Raw genomic sequence first — 17,791 nt, forward strand, 5'->3', positions numbered from 1 at the left:
TAACGGCCGGGTCGGACAGGGGGCCGGAGGCGGCGGGTCCTGCCGGGTCGTCCCGGGGCGGCGGCTCCTCGGGGTCGCGCGCGCGGCGCTTGGCGATCACCGCGCAGACCATCAGCTGCATCTGGTGGAACAGCATCAGCGGCAGCACGGCCAGGCTCGCGTGCGCCCCGAAGATCACACTCGCCATCGGCAGCCCGGCCGCCAGGCTCTTCTTCGACCCGGCGAACTGGATGGCGATCCGGTCCGCCCGGCCGAACCCGAGCCTCCGTGCCCCGTACCAGCTCAGGGAGAGCATCAGCGCCAGCAGGACCGCCTCGGCGGCGAGCAGCGCGCCGAGCCGGGCGGGGGTGACCTGGTGCCAGACTCCGGCGACCATCCCCTCGCTGAACGCGGTGTAGACGACGAGCAGGATCGACCCCCGGTCGACCAGACCGAGCACCTTCTTGTGCCGGGTGAGGAAGCCGCCGACCCAGCGGCGCAGGAGCTGTCCGGCCAGGAACGGGACGAGCAGCTGGAACACGATCTTCAACAGGGAGTCCACGGAGAACCCGCCCCCGGTGGACCCGAGGAGCAGGGCGGCGAGCAGCGGGGTCACCAGGATCCCGGCGAGGCTGGAGAAGGAACCGGCGCAGATCGCGGCGGGCACGTTGCCCCGGGCGATCGAGGTGAAGGCGATGGAGGACTGGATCGTGGACGGGACCAGGCACAGGAAGAGGAAGCCCGCCTGGAGCTCGGGCGTCAGCACGTACGGCACCAGCCCGCCGCTCGCCAGCCCCAGCAGCGGGAAGACGACGAAGGTGCAGGCCAGGACGGTGAGGTGGAGGCGCCAGTGCCTGAGCCCGTCGAGCGCCTCGGCCGTGGAGAGCCGCGCCCCGTAGAGGAAGAACAGCAAGGCGACGGCACCGGTGGAGGCCCCGCCCGCCACATCGGCGGCGGTGCCGCGGGCGGGCAGCAGTGCCGCGAGGGCCACGGCGGCGGCCAGCGCCAGGAGGTAGGCGTCGAACGGCAGCCAGGGCGGCAGGCGCGGGATACGGCGGGACATGTGCGGGGGCGCTCCGGCGGTCGGGGATCCGTTTCGGCGTCCATCCTGCTCCCGTACGACGCCATCGGGAATCCCGTACACCGCTCTGACTGTCATCGCGGTTCCCGATAACGTGCAGCCATGAACAACGCGGACAGGGCGAGCGCGGACCGGATGAACGTGCACCGGATGGACACCACGTACGACCCCGCCCAGCTGCGGACCTTCCTCGCCGTCGCCCAGACGCTGAGCTTCACGCAGGCGGCGCGCAGGCTCGGGATCCGCCAGTCCACGGTCAGCCAGCACGTGCGGCGGCTGGAGGAGGCGGCCGGGCGGCAGCTGTTCGCCCGGGACACCCATCGCGTCGACCTCACGGACGACGGCGAGGCGATGCTCGGCTTCGCGGGGTCGATCCTGTCGGCCCACGAGCGGGCCGCGGCGTTCTTCGCGGGCACCCGGCTGCGCGGGCGGCTGCGGTTCGGGGCCTCCGAGGACTTCGTGCTGACCCGGCTCCCCGAGATCCTGGAGTCCTTCCGCCGCGACCATCCGGAGGTCGAGCTCCAGCTCACCGTGGAACTGTCCGGGACGCTGCACCGGCAGCTCGCGGCGGGCCGGCTGGACCTGGTGCTGGCCAAGCGGCGGATCGGGGACACCCACGGCGAACTGATGTGGCAGGACGCCCTGGACTGGATCGGCGCGCCGCAGCTGCGTCTCGATCCGGAGCGCCCCGTACCGCTGGTCGTCTTTCCGCCACCGGCCATCACCCGGGCCCGCGCCCTGGAGGTGCTGGAGGAGCACGGGCGGGCCTGGCGGATCGCCTGTACGAGTACGAGCCTGAGCGGCCTGGTCGCGGCGGCGCGGGCCGGGCTGGGGGTGATGGCGCACTCCCGGGGGATGATCCCGCCGGGTCTGGTGCCGGTTCCGGCCAGGGCGGGGCTGCCGGAGCTCGGCGGGGTCGACTTCGTCCTGCTGCACGGGAACCGGCGGGGCGCGGCCCAGGAGGCGGCGGACGCCCTGGCCTCCGCGATCCTGGCGGGCGGCGACCGGCTGCACCGCGGAACGGGCGGCACGGAGGGGCCGTAGCGGCACGGTGGGGCTGTAGCCGCTCCCCTGACCGATGGCGGCTGCCGCGGCGGGACCGGCGGTGGCACAGCCTGGCGCTGCCAGGCCCCCGGCCGTTCCCCGGACCGGCACCGGCCCCGGTGCTCGCGGCGGTCGGATTCGGTGGAGATTCCGGCGCGAGCCGCTTACCCCTCCGGCAGAACTGGGCCCCCGTGCGCCCGAGCCTTGCCCATCTGGCCGGATTTCGACGGTTGACCTGGGGGCTCGTCCTGGTGTGCGCAGGTTCCGGACCTCTCCCGCCGGGCCCCCGCTTGGGGTAGCGTCGCGGCGCTGTGCGGAGCGCCACGAGGAGCATGTCATTGCGCGAATTCACTGTCCCACCCATGGCGGCGCCGCCTCAGGTCGGCGGTCTGGCCGATGTGGTCTTCGACCACGCGGAGGATGATCCGCACCGCGTCGCGCTCGGCCGCAAGGACGCCGGGGGCCAGTGGCGCGATGTGACCTCCGGGGAATTCCGCGATGCCGTGCTGGCCCTGGCCAAGGGGCTGATCGCGCACGGCGTGCGGTTCGGCGACCGGGTCGCGCTGATGTCCCGTACGCGGTACGAGTGGACGCTCTTCGACTTCGCGCTCTGGACCGTCGGGGCCCAGTCGGTGCCGATCTACCCGACCTCCTCCGCCGAGCAGGTCCTGTGGATGCTGCACGACGCCGAGGTGGTGGCGGTGATGGTCGAGCACGAGGACCACGCGATGACGGTCGGCTCGGTGATCGACCGGCTGCCGCACCTGAAGCGGCTGTGGCAGCTGGACGCCGGGGCGGTGGACGAGCTGCTCGGGGCGGGCGTGGACATCGACGACGAGGTGGTGCAGCGGCACCGGCGCGCGGTGACGCCCGACTCCGTGGCGACCGTCATCTACACCTCGGGGACGACGGGCCGCCCCAAGGGGTGTGTGATCACCCACGCGAGCTTCATGTTCGAGAGCGACACGATGGTCGGCCGCTGGGAGCCGGTGTTCCACTCCAAGCCGGGCGACGAGGCGGCCACCCTCCTCTTCCTGCCGCTGGCCCATGTCTTCGGGCGGATGGTGGAGATCGCCGCGATCCGTGGCCGGGTCAAGCTCGGCCATCAGCCGGAGCTGTCCGCGAACGCGCTGATGCCGGACCTCATGTCGTTCCGGCCGACGTTCATCCTGGCGGTGCCGTACATCTTCGAGAAGGTGTTCAACGGGGCCCGGCGCAAGGCCGAGACGGAAGGGCGGGCCGGCCCGTTCGACAAGGCCGTCGACATCGCGGTGAAGTACGCCGAGGCCCTGGAGCTGAAGGCGTTCGGGGACGGTCCCGGCCCGTCGGCCGGGCTGCGGATGCAGCACCAGTTCTTCGACAAGGTCGTGTACAAGAAGGTCCGCGACGCGATGGGCGGCCGGGTGCGGCACGCGATGTCGGGCGGCTCCGGCATGGACCGCCGGCTCGGGCTGTTCTTCGCGGGCGCCGGGGTGACGGTCTTCGAGGGGTACGGGCTGACCGAGTCGACCGCCGCGGCGACGGCGAACCCCCCCGAGCGCACCCGGTACGGGACGGTCGGGCAGCCGATCCCGGGGACGTCGGTGCACATCGCGGAGGACGGCGAGGTGTGGGTGCACGGGCCGAACGTCTTCTCCGGCTATCTGGGCAACCCCGAGGCGACCCGGGCGGTGCTCCAGGACGGCTGGCTGGCGACCGGGGATCTCGGTTCGCTGGACGAGGACGGCTATCTGACGATCACCGGACGGAAGAAGGAGATCCTGGTGACGTCCGGCGGCAAGAGCGTCTCCCCGGCCGGTCTGGAGGAGCGCGTCCGGGCGCATCCGCTGGTGGCGCAGTGCATCGTCGTCGGCAACGACCGCCCGTACATCGCGGCGCTCGTCACCGTGGACCAGGAGTCCGTGGACCACTGGCTGTCGATGCAGGGCCGCTCCCCGCTCGGCCCGGCCGAGCTGGTGCGGGACCCGGACCTGGAGATGGAGGTCCGCCGGGCGGTGGTGGCCGCCAACACGGCCGTGTCCCAGGCCGAGTCCATCCGTACGTTCCGGATCCTGGCCCATCCCTTCACCGAGGACCTCGGGCTGCTGACGCCCTCGCTGAAGCTGAAGCGGAAGGCGATCGAGACGGCGTACGCGGTCGAGGTCGACGCGCTCTACCGCTGACCGGCGACAACGGGAATGCCTGGACCCGCCCGGTCGTTGTCGTGGGGAGTTACCAACCGACGACGTTAGGATCGACCGCTCGTGAGCAAGGTCCCCTCCCTCACCCTCAACAACGGCCTCGACATGCCGCAGCTCGGTTTCGGTGTCTGGCAGGTGCCGGACGACGAGGCGGAGAAGGCGGTGGCCACGGCCATCGAGACCGGGTACCGGAGCATCGACACCGCCGCGATCTACGAGAACGAGACGGGCACCGGCAAGGCCATCGCCGCCTCCGGCGTCGCGCGCGACGAGCTCTTCGTCACCACGAAGCTGTGGAACAGCGAGCAGGGCCACGACAGCACGCTGCGCGCCTTCGACGCCTCCCTCGACAAGCTCGGCCTGGACTACGTCGACCTGTACCTGATCCACTGGCCGGTCCCGGCGAAGGACGCGTACACCGACACGTACAAGGCGTTCGAGAAGATCCTCGCCGACGGCCGCGCGAAGGCCATCGGTGTGTCGAACTTCCACCCCGAGCACCTGAAGCGGCTGCTCGCCGAGACCTCGGTGGTCCCCGCCGTCAACCAGATCGAGCTGCACCCGCAGCTCCAGCAGGCCGAGGCCCGCGCCTTCCACGCCGACCACGGCATCGCCACCGAGGCCTGGTCGCCGCTGGGCCAGGGCAAGGGCCTGCTGGAGGTGCCGACGGTCGTCGCCGTCTCCCAGAAGCACGGCCGCACCCCTGCCCAGGTGGTGCTGCGCTGGCATCTGCAGACCGGCAACATCGTGATCCCGAAGTCCGTGACCCCGTCGCGGATCAAGGAGAACCTGGACGTGTTCGACTTCGAGCTGGACGCCGACGACCTCGCCGCCTTCGCGGCCCTGGACGAGGGCAAGCGCCTCGGCCCGGACCCGGCGGAGTTCAACGCCGGCGCCTGAACGCGCCCGGCCGACGACGGCGCCCCCACCGTGCTCTCGGTGGGGGCGCCGTCGTCGGCAGCCGGACGGACCGCCCACATCACGCATCCATCGGGGAGACTGGGAACATGAGCGGCGAACTCGCGCCTGTCGTCGAGGCGGGCCCGTACCGTCTGCGCAACGTCGGCAGCAAGCTGGTGCTGGAGGTGTACGGCGCGGCGAAGGGCAGCGGGGCCCGGGTCCAGCAGGGCGCGGACGACGGAACGGCCGCGCAGGTGTGGCGGCTGTTCCCGGTGCACGAGGGCGCGGCCCTCTTCCACCTGGTCAACGAGCACAGCGGGAAGCGGCTGGACGTGGCGAACGCCGACACGTCGAACGGCACCCGGATCCAGCAGTGGAAGGCCAACAACTTCGGCGCCCAGGAGTGGCTGATCGAACAGCATCCGGAGGCGCCCGGGACGGTGACGCTGGTGAGTTTCATCAGCGGGCTGGTCATGGAGGTCGCGGACGGTTCCACCGAGGCCGGGGGCACGGTCCAGCAGTGGGAGGACACCGACTCCCCCTTCCAGTGGTGGCAGTTGGAGCCGGTGACGTAGGTCGGCGGAAGCCGGTGACGTAAGCCCTGCTGAGCGGCCCGGGGCGGGGTCGCCCGCTCAGCCGCGGCGGCCCAGATGCACCGTGCGGGCGGCGAGCAGGTGGACGTCGGGGCGGTGGTGAAGCCCCTCGGGGTCCTCCGGGTCCAGCAGCCGGTCCAGTACGGCGCCGTCCTCGGCCGTCAGCAGGTCGCCGAGCACCTCGCGCTCCCGGGTGATGCTCGCGACGACGTGGTCGCGGACCGGGCGGGAGACGGGAGCGGGCAGGTCGAGGAGGAAGCTGCGGGTGCCCTGCGGGACGAGGCCGACCGCGGTGAAGAGCGCGGCCCAGTCCTCGGTCTCCCGCTTCGCGCCCGGGAGTTCGGACCGCATGTACTCGAATCGGGTGGCGGCGGCCGCACCCATACGGGCCTCCAGGCCGGGCTCTCCGATACCGATGTCGCGGGGCAACCGCCGGGTGGGCAGGCCGCCTTCGACGAGCGCGACCGTTCCGCCGGCCCGCAGGAGCCCGGCGAAGCCCGCCAGCGCGGCGCGCTGGTCGCCCAGGTGATGCAGGGAGTTGCCCGCCCAGATCAGATCAGCCTCGCCCAACCGGTCGAAGTCTGCGGGGAGTTCGGCCTCAAGGGTCCGGAAGCGGTCGATCACCCCGAGGCGGCGCGCACGGTTGCTCGCGCGTTCCAGGAGCGCGGGCGTGGCGTCGACGGCCACCACCTCGGCCTCCGGAAAGACCTCGGCCAGCAGGCAGGAGACGACGCCGGGGCCGCTGCCGATGTCGAGGATCCTGCGGACCTCGGGCGCGGTGGGCAGGGCGGCGATCCAGCGGGCCGCCTCCTCGTACTGCGTACCGTGGAGTTCGGCTTCCTGCTCCAACAGGGGACCCAGGACGTCCCAGTCGATGTCGGCGGTGTGCGTGTCGTGGTGGCCGTGACCGGCGTGGCTGCTCATGGGGCCAGCTTCCTCACGGGCCGGTCGCGCGGCAAGGTTCGTTGCCGATCCGGCAAATCGACGGTCCTACGGCGGACCGAGGGAGTCCCCCGGCGTGCCCAGCGGGTCCCCCGGCGTACCGGCGCGGTACTCCTGCGGGCTCACCCCCCTCACCCGCTTGAACGCGGCGCTGAAGGCGAAGGGAGCGCTGTAGCCGACCTTACGGGCCACGGCCTCCACCGTGGCGTCGCTCTCGCGCAGCAGGTCGGCCGCGACGGCGAGCCGCCAGCCGGTGAGGTACGCCATCGGCGGCTCCCCGACCAGTTCGGTGAACCGGCGGGCCAGGCCGGCCCGGGACACCCCGGCACGGGCGGCGAGCGAGGCGACGGTCCAGGGGTGCGCCGGGTCGTCCTGGAGCAGCCGCAGTGCCGTGCCCACGACCGGGTCGCCCATCGCGCGGTACCAGGCGGGCGCGTCGGCCCCGGGCCGGGCGAACCAGGCCCGGAGCACCGCGATGAGCAGCAGGTCCAGCAGCCGGTCCAGGACGACGCGCTGGCCCGGCTCGTCCTGGGCGATCTCCGCGTCGAGCAGGTCCAGCAGCGGCCGGGTCCGCGTGTCGGCGGGGACCGTGAGGAGCGGGGGCAGGGCGTCCAGCAGCCGGCTGCTGATCTCGCCGTCCAGGAGGTAGGTGCCGACGAGGACGGCCGTACCGCCGTCGGCAGCGTTTCCCCAGGTCCGTACGTTCAGCACCATGTCCTGGGCGAGCGGGCGGCCGCGCAGCGTGGTGCAGACGCCGCCGGGTACGACGAGCGCGTGGGGTGTCGTCCCCGGTGCGTCGGCGACGGTGTACGGGTCGGGGCCGCGGACCACCGCGATGTCCCCGGGGCCGAGCCGGACCGGTTCGCCTCCGTCGGACGGGACGATGCAGGCCGCGCCGCGCCGGACCGACATGAGGCAGATCGGCGCCCGGTCCTCGATCCGTACCGCCCAGGGCGGCTCCATCACCATGCGGAGCAGAAACGCGCCCCGGGCCCGTGGTCCGTCCAGAAGTCCGGCGAGAGCGTCCATGGCCCGTCAGCGTAGACGTGTGGACGCAGGAGTAGGTGCCTGAGCCTTTCGAGCATGTCCGGGCGGCCGCGGAGCCGGAAGTCTGGAGCCATGACGGAGAACGCGTACACACGACGGGACGACGACGCCGACTACGGGCGCGACGGACACGGCAGACAGGGCGTGGGACGGATGACGGGCACGGTTCTGGTGACGAGCGGCACGGGCAAGACAGGACGGCGGGTGGTGGAACGGCTGGCCGCCCTCGGTGTGCCGGTCCGCTCGGGTTCCCGCTCGGGCGGGGTGCCGTTCGACTGGCAGGACGACTCGGGGTGGGAAGCGGCGTTGCGCGGCGCGGAGGCCGCCTATGTGGCGTACTACCCGGACCTGGCGGTGCCCGGGGCGGCGGAGGCGATGGCCGCGTTCGGGCGGACCGCGGCGGCGTGCGGGGTGCGCAGGGTGGTGCTGCTGTCGGGGCGCGGCGAGCCGCAGGCGGTCGTCGCCGAGGAAGCGCTGCGCGGGGCCGCGGGGGCGGTGGAGGTCACGGTCGTCCGGTCGGCGTTCTTCGCGCAGAACTTCAGCGAGGGGGCGCTGCTGGACGGGGTGATCGGCGGCGAGCTGGTCTTCCCGGCGGGCACGACGGCGGAACCGTTCCTGGACCTCGACGACCTGGCCGACGTGGTGGTGGCCGCGCTGACCGGGGACGGGCACGCGGGGGCGGTGTACGAGCTGACGGGCCCCCGGTCCCTGACCTTCGAGCAGGCGGCCGAGGAGCTGGGCCGGGCGGCGGGCAGGCCGGTGCGGTACGTGCCGGTGACGGGGCCCGCGTACGCCTCGCTGCTGGAGGAGTTCGGGGTGTCCGAGGCGGAGGCCGGCTTCCTGGCCGAGCTGTTCGCCACGCTGCTGGACGGGCACAACGCGGCGACGACGGACGGGGTGAAGCGGGTGCTGGGGCGGGAGCCGAAGGACTTCGCCGGCTTCGCCCGCGAGGCCGCCCGGGACGGGGCCTGGCACGGCTGAAGCGGAACGTCGCGCCGGGCCGGTCGGAACCGGCGGCGTACGGGCCGTGTACACCGACCGAACGGTTGGCGGAGCACGTGTATTGCCGGGGTGCGCCGGGGGCCATAACTTGCCCTTATGGAGCTGGAGTTGCGCCATCTGCGAACGGTCCGTGCGATAGCCGACACGGGCAGCCTCACCAAGGCCGCCGCCACGCTGGGGCTCGCCCAGCCCGCTCTCAGCGCTCAGCTGCGGCGGATCGAGAAGGCCCTCGGCGGCGCTCTCTTCGACCGTGACCACACCGGAGCCCGTGCCACGCCGCTCGGCGAACTGGTGCTGGAGCGGGCCCGGGTGGTGCTGCCCGCGGTCAGTGAACTGCAGGCCGAGGCCGTGCGGTTCGCCAATGCCCGGGGGGCGCTGGACCGGTTCCGGCTGGGCGGCACGCACGGTCCGCTGCTCGGCGGTCTGGTGGACCGTATGGCGGCCGCGCACCCGTCGGCGGCGGTGTCGACGTACACCTCGTGGTCGGTCGACGAGATCGCCTCGCTGGTGATCGACGGGCGGCTCGACTTCGCGCTGATCGGGACGTGCGGGGAGAGCGCGCCGCCGCTGGCGGACCGGCTGGTCTGGGAGGTCGTCGGGGTGGATCCGGTCTTCGTGATGCTGCCGGAGAACCACCCTCTGGCCGCCGAAGCGGAATTGGATCTGGCCGCCCTCGCGGACGAGAGCTGGGCGGATGTGCCGGGCGACGGCTGCTTCGCGGACTGCTTCACCGCGGCCTGCGCGCGGTCGGGCTTCACCCCGGTGTCGGTGTTCGAGACGGACACCTCGTCCGTCGTCCACCTGGTGCAGGTGGGGCGGGCGATCGGGCTGTGCCGGGCGACGTTCCCGCCGACGCCTGGCGTGGTGACCCGACCGCTGGCGGGCGCCCCGCTCAGCTGGCGTCACCTGGTGGGCTGGCACCCGCACTCCCCCGCCGCCGACGCGGCGGCGGGGACGGTGGCGGGGGCGACCCGCGAGGCGTACGCGGAGGCGGTGTCGCGCAGCCCGAGCTACGCGCGGTGGCTCGGCGCGCACCCGCGGTTCGGCACGGTGGCCTGAGCGGGACGGGGCGGGTGGGCCGTTCCGCCGACCGGTGGCTGTTCGGCCGACCGGTGGCTGTTCGGCTGCGTGGGCCGGTGGCGTTCGGCTCCGTGGGCGGTGGCTATTCGGCTCCGTGGGCCGGGGCGGCGGCGGCCACCCGGGCGGCGAGCGCCAGGTCCTTCTCGGTGATGGCGCCGCCCGCGGAGTGGGTGTGGACGGCGAGGGCCACCGTGTTGTAGCCGAGCGTCAGATCGGAGTGGTGGTTCAGCTCGTCCTGGATCTGCGCGATGTGGACCGTCAGCGCGGCGGCGGCGAAGTGGGAGGGCAGCCGGAAGGTCCGGGTGATCCGGTCCCCTTCCAGCGCCCAGCCGGGCAGGCTCTCCAGCCGGATCTCGGTCTCGGACGGCGACAGCGGTTCGGCGCTCATGGGACGGCTCCCGTGGGTCTCGGTGGATCGGCGTAGGCGTCACGAAGGCCGGGCGGCCCGTACCTGCACCGTGACCGGCCCGCCGGTGACGTTACGGTCTGGGCATGACGACTGTCTTGCCCGACACGGAAGTGGGGCCGCTGCTGCGGGACTGGCGGGAACAGCGGCGCATCAGCCAGCTGGAACTGGCCCTGCGCGCGGAATCCTCGGCCCGCCACATCTCGTTCATCGAGACGGGCCGCTCCCGGCCCAGCGAGGACATGGTCCTGCGGCTGGCCGAACAGCTGGACATCCCGGTCCGGGAACGCAACGCCCTCCTCGTGATCGCCGGTTACGCGCCCCGCTACCCGCAGACATCCCTCGACGACCCCGCGATGGCCTCCCTGCGCGAGAGCCTGGAGCGCCTGCTCGCGGCGTACGACCCGTATCCGGCCCTCGTGGTGGACGGCACCTACGGGGTGGTGGCGGCCAACCGCGGGGTCGCGCTGCTGCTGGAAGGCGTACCGGAGAAGCTGCTGACGCCACCCCTGAACGCCATGCGGCTGACCCTCCACCCGGAGGGGCTCGCCCCGCGCATCGTGAACCTCCCCGAGTGGCGGGCGGACCTGCTGGCCCAGATGGACCGTCAGATCGCCCTCGTACGCTCACCGGCCCTGCGCGAGCTGTACGACGAGGTGGCCGCCTATCCGGCCCCCGCCCGGGCCGACGGCACGGACCGCACCGCCGAGGGAACGGGCGGTGCGGTCCCGGCCGCCGACCGGGCGGACGGGGCGGGGCGGGAGCGGGACCGGGCCGCCGCGTTCGCGCTGCCGATGCTGCTCGAACACGGGGGCCGGGTCCTGTCGTTCGTGTCGTCGATCGCGACGTTCAACACGCCGATGGACGTGACGGTGGCCGAGCTGGCCATCGAGACGTTCCTCCCGGCGGACCGGGAGACCGCCGCCTATCTGCACGCCCACGTCCCGTCCTGACCCGGCCCCTTCCCTCTCCCTAGACGCGGGCTCCGTTGTCGAGCGGGTCGCGGCGTGCCGCACGGGCCTTTCCGCGCGGTGTGCCCTTCCCCTTCCCCGGTGCGGGCGGCGGCGGGGCCTTGGCGCTGCGCTCCAGGGCGAGGGCCCCGGGTACGGCGGTGAACACCGAGGACCAGGTGCCGACGACGATGCCGATGAGCAGGGCGAGCGCGAAGTCGGCCAGCGAATCGCCGCCCAGCACCGCGAGGGCGGCCAGGATGAACAGGGCGCCCATCCCGGTGTTCACCGTACGGGGGACGGTCTGCAGGACGGCCCGGCGGGCGATGGTGTCCAGCGGGGTCCGCCGGTTCGCCCCCCACAGCTCCCGGACCCGGTCGAAGACCACCACCGAGTCGTTGACCGAATAGCCGATCACGGTGAGCAGGGCGGCCAGGAAGATGCCGTCCACCGGCCGGCCCAGCCAGGCGAAGGCCCCCACCACCAGGATCACGTCGTGCACCATCGCCACGACGGACGCCACCGCGAACGTCCAGCGGAACCGGACCGCCAGGTAGGCCAGCTGCACGGCCACCGCGACGCCGAGGGCGATCAGCGCGTTGCGGCGCAGTTCGTCGCCGAGGCTCGGGCCGATCAGCTCGTCCCGTACCTTCGTCGTCTCGCCGCCCTCCTCGGCGAGGGCGGCGCGCAGGGCGTGTTCGCCGTCGTTGTCGAGCTTCCCCGTGCGGACGGACAGGTCGCCGTCGCCCGCCGTGGTGACCTCGGCGTCCCCGAACCCGGCGGCGGCGATGCTGGCCCGGGCCGTCTCCACGTCGACCGGGCGGCTGGTGGAGTACTCGACCAGCCGGCCCCCGGTGAACTCGACGCCCAGATCGACCCCGCGCACCACGATCCCGGCCACCGCGACGACGACCAGCGCCGCCGAGACGACGAGCCACCGGGCCGATTTCCGGAAGAGCTTCGGGTTCTTGCGGACCAGCCACGTGCGTACGGCGCCGGGGCGCGCGATGCCGTTGACGCCCCGGTAGTCGCTGACGAAGCGGGAGTTCGCCGCGATCTCGGTGAGCGCGCGGGCGATGACCAGGGCGGAGAACATCGAGGCGACGACCCCGATGGCGAGCGTGACACCGAAGCCCTTGACCGGGCCCGAGCCCAGGAAGAAGAGCAGTCCGGCAGCGATCAGCGTGGTCGCGTTGGAGTCGGCGACCGCGCTCCACGCCTTCCGGAACCCGGTGGTCAGCGCGGAGCGCAGGGAGCGTGTCGGCCGGTCGGCGCACTCCTCCCTGGCCCGTTCGAAGACGAGGACGTTGGCGTCGACCGCCATCCCGATCGCGAGGACGAACCCGGCGAGCCCGGGAAGGGTCAGCGTGACGCCGAGGGCGAGGAGCGCGGCGTACGAGATCACCCCGTACGCGCCCAGCGCCACGGCGGCCAGCGCGCCGAAGAGGCGGTAGACGACGGTGATGAAGAGCGCGGTGGCGGCGGCCCCGATGAGGGCGGCCTGCGCGCTCGCGTCGATGGCCGCCGCGCCGAGCGTCGGGCCGACGGTCCGCTGCTCGACGATCTCGACGGGCACGGGCAGGGCCCCGCCCTTGATGAGCAGCGCCAGGTCTCGCGCCTCGTCCGCGCTGAACGATCCGGTGATCTGGGTGGCCCCGGACGGCAGTCCGGCCCGGCAGCCGACCGAGGGGTCGACCTGCGGCGAGGAGATGACCTTCTCGTCGAGGACGATGGCGACCCTCCGCCGGTCGTCGCCGGCGGGATGGCAGGCGGCCTCGCCGGTCAGCTTCTTCCAGTCCTGCCCGGCGCCCTTGCGGAACTCGAGCGACACGGTCCAGCCCGCTCCGCCCTGCGCGTCAAAGGCGGCGGTGGCGTCCTCGACGCCCGCGCCGGAGAGCCGGGGTTCGCCGAGGGCGAGGAGACGGCCCTGCTCGTCGGGGAGCGTCAGCCGGTCGGGGTCGGTGTCCGGGGCGGGGTCGGTGTCCGGGGCGGGGTCGGCGGTGGATTCGGGAGCCGGGGTCTCCTCCTCCGGTTGGTCCGTCCCCTCGCCCTCCACCGCGTGGAAGGTGAGTTGGGCGGTCCTGCCGATCACCTCGGCGGCCTGGCGCGGATCCTGTACGTCGGGCAGCTCGACGATGATCCGGTCCTCGCCGGAACGGGTCAGGGTCGGTTCGGAGACGCCCAGCGAGTCGATCCGCTGCCGCAGCACCTCCAGGGTGCGGTCGGTGGTCTCCCGGTCCGCCTCGACGGTGGCGGTGTCCCGGGCCTGGAGCACGATACGGGTGCCGCCCTGGAGATCGAGGCCGAGTCTGGGCGACATGGTCAGGGTGATGTAGACGGAGACGAGCAGCACGGCGACAGCCAGAACCGCTCGCACCGCGGTGGCGCGAGTCATGGAAATCCTCCGGTGGGGCGTCGAGCGCCCTCACCTCAGCGAGGACGCGACGCCGGAACGGCAGAACAGGACGGCGGATGGCCGGTCGTGGGACCAGTGGTCCTGCCCGGAGGTCCCCGGACGCCGGGAAGCGCGCCCCGGCGGATGCCCGGTGCGTCGGAGGAGTCCGCGGCGACGTACTGGACGCCGCCGCGCGGTTCGGCCGTCCCCGGCGGTACGGGGGTCAGCGCGTCGTGCGGCGGCGGTGGCGCGTGGAGGAGCAGGTACGCCCGGCCGGTGCCCGCCCGGGGAGCCTGCGCCGGATCGGCCGCCGCCGTGGGCTGCTCGTGCGTGGCCTGCGCCACGAGATGCCGGACGTCGTGCGCGGTGCCGTGACCGGCCTGATGCAGGACGTCGTGTGCGATGCCGTGCCCGGCCCGCTGCCGGGAGTCGAACGCGCGGTCGTGGCAGGTGCGGTGCCGGGGCGCCGGTGCGGTGTCATGCCCCGCGCGATGCACGGTGCGCTGGATCTGCGGCGCGGCGGGCGGCGGAGAGGTGGCGACCGTGGCGGCGGGCGCGAGGCTTCGGGTGGCCAGGGCGGCGGGCGCCGCCCCGTGCGCCGTGGCGGCGCCGCCGACCAGGGTGAGGACGGCGAGAAGCAGCGTGGCCAGCACACAGCGCACCTGGGGCCGTCCCCGGTACGCCGTCACCTCGGGTGGCCGGATCGCTCGGGCGGCGTCGGCCGGTGGCGGAGCACGGAGCTGAGGATCTGTCCGGCGCCGCGGACGACCGTGGTCGACGGGTCGTCGGCCAGGCGCACCCGGGTGCCGAGGCAGCGGGCGAGGTGATCGGTGACGTCGGACCGCAGCGCGCCGCCGCCCGCGAGCAGAGGGCCCTTGCGCAGGGCGCCCCGGATCGCGCCGTGCCGGTCGTGCCGCCACATGGACGTGATCATGTCGAGCACCGTGCGGCCGAGGACGGTGGGAAACGTCGCCGGATCGAGGCCGTCGAGGTCGTCGAGTCCGCTCTCGGCCTGCCGGGCATCGGCGACCAGACCGCCCACGAGGAGCGTGACCTCGGTCAGTTCGGCTCCCATGTCGACGACGAGAAGGGGACCCGTCTCCCTCGGTCCCGCGTACGCGGCGGCGGCCCGGGCGCTGCTGAGGACCAGGACGCGCGTCGTCCCGAGCCCGGCGAGCAGAGCGCGCGCGGCGGTGCGGTGTTCGGCGCCGGCGAGCACGGGGTGGCTGAGCACGATCACGCTGTCGCTGCGGTCGGGGCCCAGGGCCGCGTCGGCGATCCGGCCGAGCAGCCGGCCGCAGGACTCGGGGTCGACGATGCGCCCGCGCCGGACCGGTCGCTCGGCACCCCCGTGGGGGCCGGAGCCGGGGAAGGGGTCCAGGAGCAGCCCCCGGCCGGGCACCCAGGCCCGCGTGCGGGAGCTGCCGAGGTCCAGGGCCAGTCCCCGCGCGACCGGGGCGGCGCTCCCCGCACCGTACTGAGGCCGGCGCTCGTGCTGGTGACGCGTTCGGAGATCGCCTCGGGAATCCCCGGAACGTCCCGCCCCGAACGCCCCGGCACCGCTTCCGTCACGAAGCGGTCCGGGGCCCTTCCCCCATGGGCCCGCCCCCGGGCGGAACGGCCCTCGCCGCTCGCCGGTTGCGGAAGTGATCGGGACGGTCGGAGCAGGAGTCGGAGCAGGCTCACGATGGGGCGAGGAGGGGACAGCGGCATTCAGGGCCGGAACGTTCCGGGCGGGTCCGGACCACGGGGAGACGGCGCGGCCCCGTCGCTGTCCGTCGTGCACAGAACGCATCGTCCCTCACCCCCGGCCGGTCGTCTCCGCCGCCCACGCACCCGTCGGCCCACTGATAGTGAGGCACGACCGAGCCCTCACTATGCAATACGGGGTGGTGGAACGCCACTTCCTCGCTGATTCACAGGCGCGCCGACACGCCCTGCACGGCGGTCACCGGCTCAGGCGTCCTCCCCCGCCGCCAGGAACGCACCGACCAGCTCCGCGAACTCCTCCGGCGCCGCGATCCGGATCCCCAGGTCCTCCGCCTTGGTGCGCTTGGATCCGGCCTTGTCCCCGGCGACCAGCAGGCTCGTGCGCTGGGAGACGCTGGAGGACGACTTGCCGCCCGCCCGCTCGATCAGCTCGTTCATCTGGTTGCGCGACAGCTTCTCCAGCGCTCCGGACATCGCGCCCGTCACCACCACGGTCATCCCCGCCAGCGGCAGCGTGGAGCCGGTGCCGGCGTCACCGACGGCCTCCGCGCCCGCCCCCGCAGCCGCTTCCTCCTCCGTCCCGGGCTCCGGGGGCGGGGTGGCGCCCGGCTCGGTCATCGACACCCCGGCCGCGACGAGCTTGTCGATCAGCGGCGCCAGCTCCACCAGCTCGGCGACCACCGCCGCGGCCTTCTCCTTGCCGATGCCGTCCACCCGCTGGAGCGTCTCCACGTCGGCCGCGACGATCCGGTCCATCGTGGCGAAATACCGGGCGATCCGGCGTGACATGGAGCGCCCCGTGCCCCGTACGCCCAAGGCGCAGAAGACCCGGGAGAGCGGCCGGGTGCGGGCGGTCTCGATGGCCGCCAGGAGATTGTCCGTGGAGGTCTCGCCCATCCGGTCGAGGGCGAGCAACTGCTCGCGCTCCAGGGTGAAGAGATCGGCGAAGTCCGCGACGAGACCCGCGTCGACGAGCTGGACGACCCGGGTGGCGCCGAGGCCCTCGATGTCGAGCTGGTCGCGGCCCGCCGCATACGAGACGGAGGCGACGAGGCGGCAGTTGCGGCCGCGGGTGCAGCGCCAGCGCTGTTCGCTCGTGTCGATGTCGGAGCCGCACTGCGGGCAGTTCTCGGGGAAGTCGATGGGCGTCTCGTCGCCGGTGCGCAGGTGGACGACGGGGGCCTCGATGCGCGGGATGATGTCGCCGGCCTTGTAGACCATGACCTGGTCCCCCAGCCGCAGGTCGCGCCGGGTGATGTCGGCCGGGTTGTGCAGGGTGGCGTACCCGACGGTGGATCCGTCGATCACCACGGGCTCCAGGACGGCACGCGGCGCGATGATGCCCGTGCGCCCGACGTTCCACTCGACGGACAGCAGGCGGGTGATCTTCTCCACGGCGGGCAGTTTGTAGGCGATGGCCCAGCGGGGCGCGCGGGTGCCGGAGCCCGCCTCGCGCTGGTCGGCCGCCAGGTCGGCCTTGATCACGATCCCGTCGATACCGAACGGCAGCGCGGCGCGGAGGGAGCCTATGGCGTCCACCCGTGCCTGGACCTCCTCGACCGTGGCGGCCAGGACCGGCGCGACGTCGGTGCCCGCGGCCGTGTGCACGCCGAGGCCGGCGACGTACGACAGGACCTCGCTGTGGGGCAGTTCGGCGAGGGTCTCGCCCAGCTCCCCGGAATCGGGCAGCGGCAGCGCGCCGTAGGCGAAGAAGGTCGTCTCCACCCGGTAGGCGCGGTCCTTGGCGCGCAGGGTGCCGGCCGCCCCGTTGCGCGGGTTGGCGAAGGGGGCGCCGCCGTGTTCCGTACGGGTCGCGTTGCCCTGGTCGAACTGGTCGTTCGTCATGAGGATCTCGCCGCGCACCTCGATGGTGACCGGTTCGGCCAGCCGCTCCGGCAGTCCGACGACGGCGCCCGAAGCATGCGAGACGTCCTCGCCCGCCGTGCCGTCGCCCCGGGTGATGAGGCGCTCGAACCGGCCGTCGCGATAGCGCGCGGCGACCGCCAGGCCGTCGAGCTTCGGCTCGACGCTCCACGCGGTCACCGGTCTGCCGATGCGCCGCTCCAGCGAGGCGGTCCAGGTCGCGAACTGCTCGGCCGAGAACACGTTGTCCAGCGAGAGCATGGGAACCGTGTGCGGCACGTCGCCGACGGCGGCCCCGCCCGCGACCTTGCCGGTCGGCGAGGCCGCGAGCACCTCCTCCGGATGGTCCGCCTCGTACGCGGCTATGCCGCGCGCCAGCCGGTCGTAGGCGTCGTCGTCCAACGCGCTCTCGCCCGTGGCGTAGTACGCGGCGGCGGCGACGGAGGCCTGTTCCACGGCGGCGGCGTAGGCGGCGGCATCGGCGAGCACAGCGGCTGAGTTCGTCATGACCGCCATTCTTCCGCCCACCACTGACAACGGCCCCGATCGCCTTCCCACCCTCCTTTCAGGGAGAGCGCTCTCCTCAGCCGCGGAACGCAACTCGCCCTCCATCGTGCTG

General features: G+C 73.3%; 15 protein-coding genes. 7 read left to right on the forward strand and 8 right to left on the reverse strand.

Annotated elements, in window-relative coordinates:
* The coding region (locus tag IE134_RS21580) for a bile acid:sodium symporter family protein (RefSeq protein ID WP_189431408.1) at positions 1-1,042 on the reverse strand (1,042 nt) is incomplete at its 3' end.
* 168 nt (positions 1,043-1,210) lie between these two features.
* Here IE134_RS21580 and IE134_RS21585 point away from each other — a divergent pair.
* The 4 genes from IE134_RS21585 (at position 1,211) to IE134_RS21600 (ending at position 5,759) form a co-directional block, all read left to right on the forward strand.
* Positions 1,211-2,104 carry a LysR family transcriptional regulator gene (locus tag IE134_RS21585; protein WP_189431452.1) on the forward strand — a complete coding sequence of 298 codons (894 nt, stop codon included), beginning with the start codon at positions 1,211-1,213 and terminating at the stop codon, positions 2,102-2,104.
* A gap of 362 nt (positions 2,105-2,466) precedes the next feature.
* Complete coding sequence (locus tag IE134_RS21590) at positions 2,467-4,266, forward strand: AMP-dependent synthetase/ligase (protein ID WP_098019845.1); 1,800 nt, start codon at positions 2,467-2,469, stop codon at positions 4,264-4,266.
* An 81-nt stretch (positions 4,267-4,347) separates the two neighbouring features.
* Positions 4,348-5,184, forward strand: coding sequence for an aldo/keto reductase (locus IE134_RS21595; RefSeq protein ID WP_030711989.1), 837 nt, complete (start codon positions 4,348-4,350; stop codon positions 5,182-5,184).
* 107 nt (positions 5,185-5,291) lie between these two features.
* Positions 5,292-5,759: an RICIN domain-containing protein gene (locus IE134_RS21600; protein WP_098895784.1), complete on the forward strand. Its 468-nt coding sequence runs from the start codon at positions 5,292-5,294 to the stop codon at positions 5,757-5,759.
* Positions 5,760-5,816: 57 nt separating this feature from the next.
* On the opposite strand, the gene IE134_RS21605 is transcribed toward IE134_RS21600, so the two are convergent.
* A complete protein-coding gene (locus IE134_RS21605; protein ID WP_030711992.1) occupies positions 5,817-6,701 on the reverse strand; it encodes a class I SAM-dependent methyltransferase in 885 nt (294 codons plus the stop codon).
* Positions 6,702-6,767: 66 nt separating this feature from the next.
* The gene (locus tag IE134_RS21610; RefSeq protein WP_189431410.1) at positions 6,768-7,748 is read right to left on the reverse strand and encodes an AraC family transcriptional regulator; all 981 of its coding nucleotides are present in this window, start codon (positions 7,746-7,748) and stop codon (positions 6,768-6,770) included.
* A 90-nt stretch (positions 7,749-7,838) separates the two neighbouring features.
* On the opposite strand from IE134_RS21610, the gene IE134_RS21615 reads away from it, so the two are divergent.
* Positions 7,839-8,747 (forward strand): Rossmann-fold NAD(P)-binding domain-containing protein, encoded by a 909-nt coding sequence (locus tag IE134_RS21615; protein ID WP_098895785.1) that lies wholly within the window; start codon positions 7,839-7,841, stop codon positions 8,745-8,747.
* 117 nt (positions 8,748-8,864) lie between these two features.
* Positions 8,865-9,827: a LysR family transcriptional regulator gene (locus IE134_RS21620; RefSeq protein WP_030712000.1), complete on the forward strand. Its 963-nt coding sequence runs from the start codon at positions 8,865-8,867 to the stop codon at positions 9,825-9,827.
* 103 nt (positions 9,828-9,930) lie between these two features.
* Here the strand turns inward: IE134_RS21620 and IE134_RS21625 are convergent, their stop codons facing one another.
* Positions 9,931-10,236 (reverse strand): 4a-hydroxytetrahydrobiopterin dehydratase, encoded by a 306-nt coding sequence (locus IE134_RS21625; RefSeq protein WP_030712003.1) that lies wholly within the window; start codon positions 10,234-10,236, stop codon positions 9,931-9,933.
* 104 nt (positions 10,237-10,340) lie between these two features.
* On the opposite strand from IE134_RS21625, the gene IE134_RS21630 reads away from it, so the two are divergent.
* Positions 10,341-11,207 (forward strand): helix-turn-helix domain-containing protein, encoded by an 867-nt coding sequence (locus tag IE134_RS21630; RefSeq protein ID WP_098019849.1) that lies wholly within the window; start codon positions 10,341-10,343, stop codon positions 11,205-11,207.
* A 19-nt stretch (positions 11,208-11,226) separates the two neighbouring features.
* On the opposite strand, the gene secD is transcribed toward IE134_RS21630, so the two are convergent.
* The 4 genes from secD to ligA all read right to left on the reverse strand — a co-directional run bounded on the left by secD (position 11,227) and on the right by ligA (position 17,679).
* Positions 11,227-13,599 carry a protein translocase subunit SecD gene (gene secD, locus IE134_RS21635; protein ID WP_189431412.1) on the reverse strand — a complete coding sequence of 791 codons (2,373 nt, stop codon included), beginning with the start codon at positions 13,597-13,599 and terminating at the stop codon, positions 11,227-11,229.
* 35 nt (positions 13,600-13,634) lie between these two features.
* The gene (locus IE134_RS21640; RefSeq protein ID WP_050513660.1) at positions 13,635-14,252 is read right to left on the reverse strand and encodes a hypothetical protein; all 618 of its coding nucleotides are present in this window, start codon (positions 14,250-14,252) and stop codon (positions 13,635-13,637) included.
* Between the two features lie 32 nt (positions 14,253-14,284).
* Positions 14,285-15,001, reverse strand: coding sequence for a rod shape-determining protein (locus IE134_RS21645; RefSeq protein ID WP_098019852.1), 717 nt, complete (start codon positions 14,999-15,001; stop codon positions 14,285-14,287).
* Between the two features lie 554 nt (positions 15,002-15,555).
* The gene (gene ligA / locus IE134_RS21650) at positions 15,556-17,679 is read right to left on the reverse strand and encodes an NAD-dependent DNA ligase LigA (RefSeq protein WP_229823683.1); all 2,124 of its coding nucleotides are present in this window, start codon (positions 17,677-17,679) and stop codon (positions 15,556-15,558) included.
* Positions 17,680-17,791 lie beyond the last annotated feature (112 nt).

The sequence above is a fragment of the Streptomyces rubiginosohelvolus genome (genome assembly GCF_014649875.1).
GTDB classification, from domain to species: domain Bacteria; phylum Actinomycetota; class Actinomycetes; order Streptomycetales; family Streptomycetaceae; genus Streptomyces; species Streptomyces rubiginosohelvolus.

What these genes read in the sequence shown, in the direction of transcription:
- IE134_RS21615 (WP_098895785.1), top strand. Translation starts at nt 7,839, where the DNA reads ATGACGGAGAACGCGTACACACGACGGGACGACGACGCCGACTACGGG.
- ligA (WP_229823683.1), bottom strand. Translation starts at nt 17,679, where the DNA reads ATGACGAACTCAGCCGCTGTGCTCGCCGATGCCGCCGCCTACGCCGCC.
- IE134_RS21610 (WP_189431410.1), bottom strand. Translation starts at nt 7,748, where the DNA reads ATGGACGCTCTCGCCGGACTTCTGGACGGACCACGGGCCCGGGGCGCG.
- IE134_RS21590 (WP_098019845.1), top strand. Translation starts at nt 2,467, where the DNA reads ATGGCGGCGCCGCCTCAGGTCGGCGGTCTGGCCGATGTGGTCTTCGAC.
- IE134_RS21630 (WP_098019849.1), top strand. Translation starts at nt 10,341, where the DNA reads ATGACGACTGTCTTGCCCGACACGGAAGTGGGGCCGCTGCTGCGGGAC.
- IE134_RS21620 (WP_030712000.1), top strand. Translation starts at nt 8,865, where the DNA reads ATGGAGCTGGAGTTGCGCCATCTGCGAACGGTCCGTGCGATAGCCGAC.
- IE134_RS21605 (WP_030711992.1), bottom strand. Translation starts at nt 6,701, where the DNA reads ATGAGCAGCCACGCCGGTCACGGCCACCACGACACGCACACCGCCGAC.
- IE134_RS21600 (WP_098895784.1), top strand. Translation starts at nt 5,292, where the DNA reads ATGAGCGGCGAACTCGCGCCTGTCGTCGAGGCGGGCCCGTACCGTCTG.
- secD (WP_189431412.1), bottom strand. Translation starts at nt 13,599, where the DNA reads ATGACTCGCGCCACCGCGGTGCGAGCGGTTCTGGCTGTCGCCGTGCTG.
- IE134_RS21585 (WP_189431452.1), top strand. Translation starts at nt 1,211, where the DNA reads ATGGACACCACGTACGACCCCGCCCAGCTGCGGACCTTCCTCGCCGTC.
- IE134_RS21625 (WP_030712003.1), bottom strand. Translation starts at nt 10,236, where the DNA reads ATGAGCGCCGAACCGCTGTCGCCGTCCGAGACCGAGATCCGGCTGGAG.